Raw genomic sequence first — 10,957 nt, 5'->3', positions numbered from 1 at the left:
GGACGGAGGAACTCCCACTCCTCATCGGACAGTTCATGGCGACGTATCACCCGACCATGATCCACCACTCAAGATCAATTGAAGACACGACCTAGTAGGACTCCGTTAGGTCTGTCTCGGTCTTGATGTCGTGTGTGGCCTGCTGGGCAGGGGCTGGTGGCAGGTGGTGCAGATGCCGGTCCAGCACCTCAGGACGTCTTGGAGGGCGTCGAGGGTCTGGTAGAGAGTGAGCCCGGTGTGGGTGCTTTTGGGGCCAGCCGCTGTTCGGTGAGAAATGCGTGGGCGGCGGTCACGAGGGTGGCGTGGCGGTGCCAGCCGGGCCAGGAGCGGCCTTCGAAGTGGTCCAGGCCCAGGCCGTGTTTGAGTTCGCGGTAGTCGTGCTCGATGCGCCAGCGGACTTTGGCCAGGCGGACCAGGTCGGTGATCGGGGTGTCGTCCGGCAGGCTGGACAGCCAGTAGTCGGTGGGGGCCTCGGCGTCCTCGGGCCACTCGATCAGCAGCCAGCAGTCGGGCAGTACCCCGTCCCACCAGCCCTGTTCGGCCGAGGCGGCAGCCCGGATCGGCCGCTCGACGGCCTTGCCGGCCGGGCGGACACGCACGGCGGCGAAAGGGGACCGTAACTCTCCTCGCGAGCCCTGCCGCCAGGTGAGGGAGGTGAACGCCTCCTGCCCGAGCCCGGCCGCCAGGGCCGCAACCGAGGGTGCGGGCCGACGGTAACGGGGCTGGGGCCAGCAGCCGACCGGGCCCTTGCGCTCCGGGGCCACCGGCTTCACGTCGAACGGATGGGCGCTCACGTCCGCGCGGACGGCCAGCACATAGTCAATCCCCCGCTCTGCGAGGCCGGCTCGCAGGTGGGCATTGGCGCCGTAGGCGGCATCGGCCGCCACGACCGGCGGGCTCATGCCCCAGCCGGCCAGGGTGTCGAGCATGTCCAGGGCCAGCCGCCACTTCTCGCGGTGCACGACCTCGGGCGGGACACGGGTGGCGGTGCGGCGTTCGGCGTCCGCGGCCCACTCCCTGGGCAGGAACAGCCGCCACTGCAGCGGGCAGGACGCGGTGTCGCTGGCGGCGTGGACGCTGACCGCGACCTGACAGTTGGCGCGTTTGCCCAGGGCCCCGCAGTACTGCGGGGCCACCCCGGCCGACATCCGGCCGTCCTTGGGCATCGACACGTCATCGATCACCCAGGCCGTCGGATTGATCAGCGGCAGCATACGCTCTGCTATCCGCCGCTGCACCGGCACCGGGTCCCAGGTGGACTGGTTCACGAACTGCTGCAGATTCTGCTCGTTGCCGTCCGGCAGCCTCGAGGCCATCGCCTGGATCGACTTGCGGCGGCCGTCCAGCATCAGTCCCCGCAGGTAACAGTCGCCTTTGGCCCGCTGGTCCTTGCGCGGCACCGAGGCGAACACATCAGCTACGTACAACGCCAACGTCGCCCGGACACGGTTCACTTCAAGTGCGTCCATCCGTCCAACATGCCCGAGAACAGGCCGAACCCGAAGACCTAACGGAGTCCTACTAGGGACGGAGGGACCCTCCTCGCTGGCGAAGTCGCCGATCCAGCCGGCGCGCAGAGCGGTGACGGCGTCGGGCTGGTGCTTGCGGACCAGGCCGGTCAGACCCAGCGGCTTGCCGGTGGCGGGATCGGTGTCGCCGTAGGCGGCGTCCACCGGCCACTCGTTCGAGGTGTCGCGGAACATGCCGGGCTCCCAGAAGAAGGCGGCGTCCGCGTCGGAGCCCTGCTGGCCGAGCCAGCCGCCGTCCCACCAGATGTCGTCGATCTTTCCGTACTGCGTCACCAGCTCCTTGACCTGCTGGTACACCTCGTTCTTCATGATCCGCGCGTTCTCCTTGTGCGCGGGGTCGGTGGTGTAACCCCACGCGTTGGGCAGGCAGTTGACGCCGCGGACGTCGTAGTAGCCGGGGTAGCGCCAGTTCAACGGGGAGAAGTACAGGCCCACCTTCAGCCCGGCATCGCGAACGGCGGTGACGTACTGGCCGACGAAGTCCTTCTGCAGCGGCGCCTGACCCGCGTGCCAGGCGTTCGGATGGGTGGACGGCCACAGCGCGAAGCCGTCGTGGTGGCGGGTGGTGAGCACGGTGTACCTGGCGCCCATGTCCTTGGCCAGCTGGGCCCAGTCGGCCGGGTTGTACGCGCTGCCGGTGAACTGTTCGCCGGTGGCGTCGGTGACGTACTTCTTGTAGTTCTCCGGGGTGACGGCGGCGTTCTCCATGTACCACTCGCCTTTGGCCGGGCCGGAGTAGGGGCCCCAGTGGATGAACATGCCGATCTTGGCGTCCTGCAGCCACCGGACCTTCTCGTCGGACTGCTGCTCGATCCCCAGGTCGAGCTCGGGGATGCGCAGCGGCGGCAGCGGCAGGGGCTGGGAGGAGGAGGCCTGTGCGGGGCTCGCCAGGGCGGGTGTGACGACGGCGGCGACCGTCATGGCCGCCATGCCCATCAGCACTCTTCGTCGTGTGAGCGGTTCTGACAAGGGAGATCTCTCCTGACTGTCCATGAGGACAGCATGGACCGAACAGTGACTCGGCATCCGAGCCCAACAGATCGGATGAGTCACCTATGGACGATGGATGCAGGGGAGCCGCACGAAGGGGTACATCTCACCGGTATGACACAGAACGCATTAACAATCATGACGTCAACCGTGTCCAGAGCCTGGACGAAAAAAGCACTCAGAACGCAGTAACGGCCGAGACAGCGGGGACCCGATTCGCCAAACATCGGATGTTACGGCTCTTGACGCGCCCTTAAGCCCCCTCTACCGTCCGGCAACGGAGTCGCACACACATCAACATTTCCGAACCCCTGTCGAGGAACTCGATGCTCAGACGCACCCTCACGCTCGTGCTGGCCGCCACGATGAGCTTGTTCACCCTGTTGGTGACCGGATCGCCCGCCCAGGCCGCCCAGGTCACCGTGTCGAACGCGACCCAATTCACCGACACGGACGGCAATGTCGTCCAAGCCCACGGTGGTGGGGTTATCAAGGTCGGCTCCTTCTACTACTGGTTCGGTGAGAACCGCAACGCCGACAACACCTTCAAGGCCGTCTCGGCGTACCGCTCGACGGACCTGAAGACCTGGGAGTCCAGGAACAACGTCCTGACCCAGGCCAGCGCCCCCGAGCTGGCGTCCGCCAACATCGAGCGGCCCAAGGTCGTCTTCAACTCCACCACCGGCAAGTTCGTGATGTGGATGCACAAGGAGAACGGCACCGACTACAACCAGGCCCGCGCCGCCGTCGCCGTCTCCGACGCCGTCGACGGCGGCTACACCTGGAAGGGCAGCTTCCGCCCGCCGTCCGGCACCACGTCCCGCGACATGACGCTGTTCAAGGACGACGACGGCACCGCCTACCAGATCACCTCCGCGGCCGGCAACGCCGACCTGTAGATCTGGAAGCTCACCGCCGACTACACCGGCTACGACAGCCTGGCCGCCAACCCGTGGTCCGGCGCCTTCCGCGAGGCTCCCGCGCTGTTCAAGCGGGACGGCGTCTACTTCATGCTCACCTCCGCCAACAGCGGCTGGAAGCCCAACCAGCAGAGGTACGCGACCGCGACCAGCGTCACCGGCCCGTGGACCGCGATGGCCGACGTCGGGGACGACACCGGCTACGGCTCCCAGACCACGTTCGTCCTGCCCGTCCAGGGCGCCTCGGGCACCTCGTACCTGTACATGGGCGACCGCTGGGGCAACTCCATGGGCGGCGCCGTCAACGACTCCCAGTACGTGTGGCTGCCGCTGACCTTCCCCACCCGGACCACCATGAGCATGCCGTGGTACCCGCAGATCGCCCTCGACACCGCCGCCGGCACGGTCACCGGCGTGGGCGGCGGCCCCTATTACACCCTGGTCGCCCGGCACAGCTCCAAGTGCCTCGACATCTCCGACAGTTCGGCCGCCGACAGCGCGGTCGCCCTCCAGTACACCTGCACCGGCGGCCTCAACCAGCAGTGGCGCCTCCAGGACGCGGGCGGCGGCTACGTCCGCGTCCTCGCCCAGCACAGCGGCAAGTGTCTGGACGTCGCGGGCGCCTCCACCGCCGACGGCGCCTTCGTGAACCAGTACCGCAGCACCACGGGCGCCAACCAGCAGTGGCAGTTCCAGGACCAGGGAGGCGGCCGCTACCGGCTGGCAGCCCGGCACAGCGGCAAGTGCCTGGACGTGAAGGACGCCTCCACCGCCAACGGCGCCCGGCTCATCCAGTGGACCTGCGGGACCGGCGCCAACCAGCAGTTCCAGCGCAGCACTCCCTGACGACGGGCGCCGAGGCCCGGCGGGCGGCCCCACTGGAATCCGCCGGGCCTCGGCGCACCTTTGCCACGCCCCAGGCGATGCCCGCGCAAAGCGCGCAGAACATGCGGCGTCCCGGTCTCTGTACGGCGACTGTGCGGCGACTGTCGATCTCGGATGCGGTGGCGAAGGGCGCTGCGGCCCATGCGCAGCGCCCCGGCTGCGGCCGCCCCCCGAACCGTGGTGGGCGGGGTCAGACGGCGGTGGGGAATCGGTCCCAGACACGGTGACGGGCCAGCAGCGGAGCCATCGCGGTCAAGACCGCCTCCCCGCTGTCGGCAACGACGACTCCGGGCGCGTCGGACGGTACTGCGGCCGCCTGCAGGACGGCTTCTGCGCCGGCCCAGCCGCCGATGACCTTGGCGTGCCGGAACGCCTCGGCGACCAGGAGCAGCAGGCGGGCGTCGTGCGTCGCCCGGCCTGGTCCGGACGTGCTGGCCCTGGCGTCCCGGGAGCCGTGGGAGTCGCCGCCCGGGGCGGGTGCTCCGGCGATGACGACGGCGTCGAATTCGACCGAGCGGGCGGTGGCGAAGGTCCGCTGGACGGTGATCGCGTCGCCGTCGGTGTCGAGTTTCCCTCCGGCCGGTGCGATGACCAGGGGGGTCATGCCCGCGTCCTGCACGGCCCGGCGCAGGGCCCGCACGCCGTCGGCGTCGGTGGAGCCGTCGGTGACGATGCCGATGATCCGGCCGTCGGCAGGCCACTCCTGGCCGACCTGGGACAGGGCGGGGCTCGGCTGCACGTCGGCCAGCGGCTCGGCGGCTTCCGGGACGGGGAGTCCGAGACCTGCGGCGACCCGGGCGCACAGCTCGGAATCGAGACGGGCCAGCGCACGCAGCTGCCGTTCCTTGACGGCGTTGCTCCAGCACTTGCCGAGCTCGAAGGTGTAGGCGGCGATGATGTGCTCGCGTTCCACCGAGGACATGCTCAGCCAGAACAGCCTGGGCTGGCTGAAGTGGTCGGCGTAACTGGCCGGGGCGTCCCGGACCTTGCGGCCGGCAGGCACTTCCACCGGTGTCTCGACGAAGGCGCCGCTGTCCGCTCCGGCGAAGAAAGGGCAGCCGCCGTCCAACGAGTTCGGCTTGTAGGGCGCCACCCCGGTGTGCACGGCCTGCTGGTGGAAGCCGTCGCGCAGCATGTCGTTGACGGGCGCGTGCGGCCGGTTGATCGGGATCTGGTTGAAGTTGGGTCCGGCCAGGCGCGTGATCTGCGTGTCCAGGTAGGAAAAGAGCCGGCCGGCCAGCAGCGGGTCGTCGGTGACGTCGATGCCGGGCACCAGGTGGCCGACGTGGAAGACGACCTGCTCCGTCTCGGCGAAGAAGTCGCTCGGGTTGCGGTCGAGGGTCAGCAGGCCGACCGGCTGGATCGGGGCCAGCTCTTCGGGGACGATCTTCGTCGGGTCGAGCAGGTCGATGCCCTCGAAGGTCTGTTCCGGGGTGTCGGGGAAGGTTTGGAGGCCCAGTTCCCACTGCGGGTAGGCGCCGCATTCGATCGCGTCGGCGAGGTCGCGCCGGTGGAAGTCGGGGTCCACGCCGCTGGTGATCTGGGCTTCCTCCCACACCAGGGAATGCACTCCCAGCCTGGGCTTCCAGTGGAACTTCACCAAGGTCGTGCCGCCTTGTGCGTCGACGAGGCGGAAGGTGTGGACGCCGAAGCCCTCCATGGTCCGAAACGCCGGGGGATCCCCCGGTCGGACATGTTCCACAAGGTGTGGTGCTGGGCCTCGGTGTGCAGGGAGACGAAGTCCCAGAAGGTGTCGTGGGCGCTCTGGGCCTGCGGGATCTCCCGGTCCGGGTGCGGCTTGCCGGCGTGGATGACGTCGGGGAACTTGATGGCGTCCTGGATGAAGAAGATCGGGATGTTGTTGCCGACGAGGTCGAAGACGCCCTCCTCGGTGTAGAACTCGGTGGCGAACCCGCGGGTATCACGGACCGTGTCGGCGGATCCTCGGGAGCCCAGCACCGTGGAGAAACGCACGAAGACGGGCGTCTCGGTGTCCTTGCGCAAGAATGCGGCGCGCGTGACGTTCTCGGCGGTGCCGTAAGCCTGGAAGACGCCGTGAGCGCCGGCGCCGCGGGCGTGGACCACGCGCTCGGGAATGCGCTCGTGATCGAAGTGCATGATCTTCTCGCGCAGGTGGTGGTCCTGCAGAAGAACCGGCCCGCGGGCGCCCGCCTTGAGTGAATGATCGGTGTCGTGGAGCCGGGCGCCCTGGGCGGTGGTCAGGTAGCTGCCGCTCTGCGCTTTACGGGTGGGTTCCGCGCCGGTGGGCTGGCCGGTGGGACTGACGGTCTCGGGGGTGCCCTGATCCGCTTTGGGCGGGAACGGCCCCCGTGGCTCGACGGGCTCCTCGACCGGCGTCGGCTCCGGCGACGGTGCACCGGGGACGCCCTCGGCGGGGCCGTCGTCGCCCAGCGCTCGGGTCAGCTTCTCAGCTGCGGCTTTGATCGGGTTGGGCTTCGACATCGTTCCTCCGAGCTCGGGGACTGCCTGCCTCGTCACGAGCCAGGACTGCCTGCCTCGTCACGAGCTTTGACCGCCGCAGGCAGCGTCGTAACAGGAGCAGGACCAACATCCGCCCAACGCCGCGCAGCCGTCTCCGGCCGCGCAAGTACCCCTCAGCAGCCACTGCAATCAGGTGAGCCCGGTTCGAGCGGCCGGGGCCGGATCGAGAGGCGGGTCGATATCGACGCTCCGGCAGCGGCCTGGCCAGGAGCCGGACGTGTTCGCGGGAACCGGTCCGCGACACGGCGGCCGCCGACCCGCGAACGCAGCGGGGCGGACCGTCGCCTACCTGAACCGGGGCGGTCCGGGGACCGTGTGCCGGACGTCCGCCGGCGGCCAGTCGCGCACCGACGAGTACGCTCCGGTCCCGTTCCTCGTCGGGGCCGTCGTTCTCCTGTGCGCAGGCTTTCTGGTCTTCGTCGCGCTCCACCGCAGAAGCAGGGGAACCGGCTGACCCGGTGGACCCGGTGGACCCGGCGTGGCGCCCGCTCCTGGAGGATCACGACGGGGGTGGACGTGGCACGGGCGTCCTTGCCGGGGCCTGGGCTCGGCCCCGGCAAGGAGCCGGTGTCGTCACCCCGTTCTTTCCTCCCCGGTGGCGAAGAACCGGTCCACGTACTGCCCCGGCGCCAGCGTGCTCTCGCGCATGAGGGAGAACACCTCGGCACCGTCCCCGGGCGTCCCGAAGAGGCTGAAGGACTGGGCCAGCTGCGCGTACTCGACGCCGTCGAGATCCTCGCAGTACTCGGCGGCCTCGGCCTCCGCCCGCTCGATCGCCTCGTCCGATGACCGGGCGGTCCACAAGGTGATGCGCTCCTCGTAGACGCCCAGGGGGATGTGCCGGAAGACGCACCGGACGCCGTACCACGACGGGGCGTGCGGGTCGTGCGGGTCGTGCGGTCCGGGGCTTGCTGACATGACGGTTCGGTTCCTCTGGTCGGGGTCTCGGGCATGCCGGGTCGGGGCTACGTCCGGTCGACGTGGTGCAGGACGACGGTGCGCCGGACGCCGGCCTCCAGCATGGCCTGGGCCCGGTGCTGGCCGTTGACGTAACCGGCCTCGCTGGCCGGCTGGATCGCATCGGAGACGCTGAACAGGGAGGCCAGCGCCTCGGTCTGCCACCGTGTGGCGCCGGCTGAGGCGGCGTGGGCGACGGCGAGCTCCGTCATGTCGCCGGGCTCCACGGACTGCACGCGGGCCTGCTCGAGGACCTCGAGCGCCATCGCGTTGACCGCATGCCAGTCGCCGCCGTGATACCAGCAGCAGGTACGGGCCCCTCGACGCGGCAGCACCTGCCTCGTCCAGCGCCGCCACCAGGGCACCCCGGCGGGCATGCACGCCGGCTCGCGGAACGGCTCCGGGCGGGCGAGGCGGGCCACCGCGCACTCGGCGAACACCAGCTGCGGTTCCGGCTCGGTCGGGCGCGGCACGTAGCCGGCGCCGCGGTCCGTGGCGACGGTCGCGCCGACCGTGTCCTGCAGCTCCTCGTGGGTGATCACCGACCAGCGCGGGCCGTGCGGCCGGTAGCGGTCGGCTCCGTCGAACACCACGCGCCGAAAACGGGTCTCCTCCAGTGCGCCCTGCAGCTCCAGCTGCCGCTCCACCCACACCGGCGGCAGATCCTGGTCGGGGCAGTGCTTCTCCCACACCGCGCCTGTGAACGTCTCGACCCCGTTCATCAGGCTCATGCCCTCCTCGCCGGCTATCTGAGTCGCCACGGCGACCGGGCGTGTCCCGGGAGCGGTGAACAGCTGCAGCCGGAACGTACCCGACAGGGCGGGGGCGCTGAACATGTGGTCGTCCACGCTGAGTCGGCGCGGCGCGGCCAGTGTGCGAAGTTCGTCCGGGCCGCCGGGGCGCGGAGCCGGCTCGGGGGCCGGGCCGGTGGGGAGGTCGTCGGTCATTCCCGAATGATTCCCGATCCGGCGACGCCCGAGGCGGCAGAGGCGCGTCTGCGGCACGGCGATGGGGTGCCGCAAGGGGGCGTGTCCGTCGGTGCCGGCTCGATCGCCCGCAGGCTGCCCGACAGCGCCGGCGTCGCGGAACCGTAGAGTGGGAAACGGGCGGACCTCGGACCGCGATGGCGTGTTCGCGCCCCCGCCCAGCACACAAGCCGCCCCCGCAGGGCGACTTGTGCCGGCGCCGGCGCTGCGCAGGGGCGGTCGATCAGGTGTCCGGGTCGGACGCCAGGTGAGATCGGCGTGCAGGCGCTGCCGTCCGAGCCGCGACAGAGTCACCGCAGCCACGCTGGAGCTGTGCGCCGCCTTCCAGGACCGACGGCGGCGATGGCCCGCGACGATCGCAACAGCCAGGGCCGGGGCCAGGGCCAGGGCCCGCGATCGTGTCGGCGGTGAATGAGGCAGGACGCCATCCGTACGCGCGCATGCGGCTGCCCGGACCTGCTGCCGGTGCGTCACCCCCCGGAGTCGCCGTCTGGCTACGATGTCGCGGCCTTGCGCTCCCTGCGGGACCGCAGCCACGAGCCCAGGAACCAGAAGGCCACGATCGACCCGGACGTCACCGCAGTGTTCAGCCAGCCCCGGTAAATGCCCGCGAGGCTGGTGACGAAGCACATGACGACGGTGAACACGGCCCAAATCATCAGCCATCGAGCCGTCTTGGCCATTCGCCTCTGCTCTCGCACAGCCCGAGCATAACGGTGGGCCTCAAGGAGAGCAGGTCAGCAGCCGAAGACGGACCCTGGCCGATCTTGGACCGTGGGACGACGCCGTCCATGAGCTGCATCCGAAGGGGCCGTGCCGCGTAGAACACCGGCGTCACTTCGGCCGAGGGAACGCGGCCGGGAAGAACCCTGGGTGCGGTATCGCGATGTCCCAGGTCCGTCGGGAGCCGCCAATGCCGTCCGCGGAGTTCACCTGCCAGTGCTGCGGTGCAGGGTGGGCTCGGCACAGGCTGCAGGACGCTCGTGCGTGCTTTCGCCACGGGCCGCCGGCGAACTACGGGTGCAGGCGGAGCTCCTGGACATGGCGTTCCTCGCGTGAACGTATCCCGCTGCTCACGTGGCGGGCCTCAGGCGGAACGCCGGACCGGGGACGCTCTCGATGTCCTCCGCCTGCACGGCGTGCCTCTCTTCGCAGCAGAGCCGGACGCCGACGGGTGCGCCGCATTCACGGTGTCGCGTCAGCACAGCCGGTCCCTCCGGGGCGGCGCGGTAGCGGTCGCCCCACTGCAGGAGTCATCCGTCCAACCTCAACACATGCCCGCTCATTGACACTTGGGGCAGGACCAGAGTGTGGGGCGTGATCGCCCCGCAGGATGTCCGGGCATGAGTGTGGGGGCTCCCCGCGGGCACGCCCCCACACCTATCGGATCCGCAGGTTGCTAGCGGTTGGTCCAGCCGCAACGGTCCGAAACAAGCCACTTGTCCTTCTCGAAGATGGCGACGTCCACGGTAACAGCGGCGATTCCGGCCGGGTCGGATGCATAGGAGCTCCAGATCTCGGCGGCGCCCTTCCCTCCGTTGAGGTGGTGCCAGGGCCACTCCTTGATAGTGCCCGCGTTGGTCTTCGTCACCAGGCGAATCGCAGGATGGTGACCGTCGGCAGCCGTGTCGTAAAGGTGCAGTTCAAGGGGATCCACTCTGGTGTTGCTTGCCCAGTAGCCCCACCAGTACCCATAGGAGCCGTCCACCGAGCAGGCCCCTTGGTCAGCGGACGCTGATGGTGCCGATGCCGAAATCAACGCGGCCGCCATAGCAACCGTTGTCAGCACCGCAGGCAGTTTACGCACGCCATCCCCCTCTGTTGATTGACATGAGCACCTTAACTTCAACGATCAACCATGATCAAGCAAATTCTGTGCGAGTTCTGCCGTCCGCTGCGCATCTCGGGTATCGGGCTCCGATTGCACGCACCAGGCAGCGTGCCTGCCCCGCTGCCGTCCCGCACTTTTGCGCCACCGTGCGCAGCACTCTGAGCAGGTCATGGGCCTCGTCCAGGGGCAACACGGGCAGCCGCTCTTCAAAATTTCTCTAGCGGTTCAGGCCCGCGCACGGCGCGGGCGCGGCGCCCGGCTGAGCGCCGGTCACCAAGGCGCCCCGCGCGGAGGGAGTCAGGTGTGAGTAAAGAGCAAAGAGGGACTCCCAGCCGCCCCCCCCACCAATAGGCGGTG

At 69.4% G+C, this 10,957-nt stretch carries 5 protein-coding genes and 3 pseudogenes; 1 reads left to right on the top strand and 7 read right to left on the bottom strand.

Features of this window, described 5'->3' with window-relative positions; all coding sequences use genetic code 11:
• Positions 1-188: 188 nt before the first annotated feature.
• Both ABT300_RS36760 and ABT300_RS36755 read right to left on the bottom strand, forming a co-directional pair.
• The gene (locus ABT300_RS36760) at positions 189-1,469 is read right to left on the bottom strand and encodes an IS701 family transposase (RefSeq protein WP_351685409.1); all 1,281 of its coding nucleotides are present in this window, start codon (positions 1,467-1,469) and stop codon (positions 189-191) included.
• 288 nt (positions 1,470-1,757) lie between these two features.
• A pseudogene (locus tag ABT300_RS36755) lies at positions 1,758-2,450 on the bottom strand (alpha-L-fucosidase); the annotation flags it as partial.
• Between the two features lie 395 nt (positions 2,451-2,845).
• On the opposite strand from ABT300_RS36755, the pseudogene ABT300_RS36750 reads away from it, so the two are divergent.
• Positions 2,846-4,285 (top strand): annotated as a pseudogene (locus tag ABT300_RS36750) (RICIN domain-containing protein).
• A 229-nt stretch (positions 4,286-4,514) separates the two neighbouring features.
• Here the strand turns inward: ABT300_RS36750 and ABT300_RS36745 are convergent.
• The 5 genes and pseudogenes from ABT300_RS36745 to ABT300_RS36725 form a co-directional block, all read right to left on the bottom strand.
• A pseudogene (locus ABT300_RS36745) lies at positions 4,515-6,787 on the bottom strand (catalase).
• Positions 6,788-7,399: 612 nt separating this feature from the next.
• Entirely contained in the window at positions 7,400-7,744 is a 345-nt protein-coding gene (locus tag ABT300_RS36740; protein WP_351685405.1) for a hypothetical protein, read from the bottom strand.
• A 47-nt stretch (positions 7,745-7,791) separates the two neighbouring features.
• Positions 7,792-8,730 (bottom strand): hypothetical protein, encoded by a 939-nt coding sequence (locus tag ABT300_RS36735; RefSeq protein WP_351685402.1) that lies wholly within the window; start codon positions 8,728-8,730, stop codon positions 7,792-7,794.
• A gap of 533 nt (positions 8,731-9,263) precedes the next feature.
• Positions 9,264-9,416, bottom strand: coding sequence for a hypothetical protein (locus tag ABT300_RS36730; RefSeq protein WP_351685399.1), 153 nt, complete (start codon positions 9,414-9,416; stop codon positions 9,264-9,266).
• 752 nt (positions 9,417-10,168) lie between these two features.
• Positions 10,169-10,576, bottom strand: coding sequence for a hypothetical protein (locus ABT300_RS36725; protein WP_351685396.1), 408 nt, complete (start codon positions 10,574-10,576; stop codon positions 10,169-10,171).
• Positions 10,577-10,957 lie beyond the last annotated feature (381 nt).

Source organism: Streptomyces sp. NPDC001027 (assembly GCF_040299045.1).
In the GTDB taxonomy this organism is placed as follows: Bacteria; Actinomycetota; Actinomycetes; order Streptomycetales; family Streptomycetaceae; genus Streptomyces.
Note: the sequence above shows the minus strand (reverse complement) of the source record. Positions and strands in the feature narration are given on the sequence as shown.

Excerpts from the sequence above, each read along its gene's own strand:
- ABT300_RS36760 (WP_351685409.1), bottom strand. The coding sequence starts at position 1,469 with ATGGACGCACTTGAAGTGAACCGTGTCCGGGCGACGTTGGCGTTGTAC.
- ABT300_RS36740 (WP_351685405.1), bottom strand. The coding sequence starts at position 7,744 with ATGTCAGCAAGCCCCGGACCGCACGACCCGCACGACCCGCACGCCCCG.
- ABT300_RS36735 (WP_351685402.1), bottom strand. The coding sequence starts at position 8,730 with ATGACCGACGACCTCCCCACCGGCCCGGCCCCCGAGCCGGCTCCGCGC.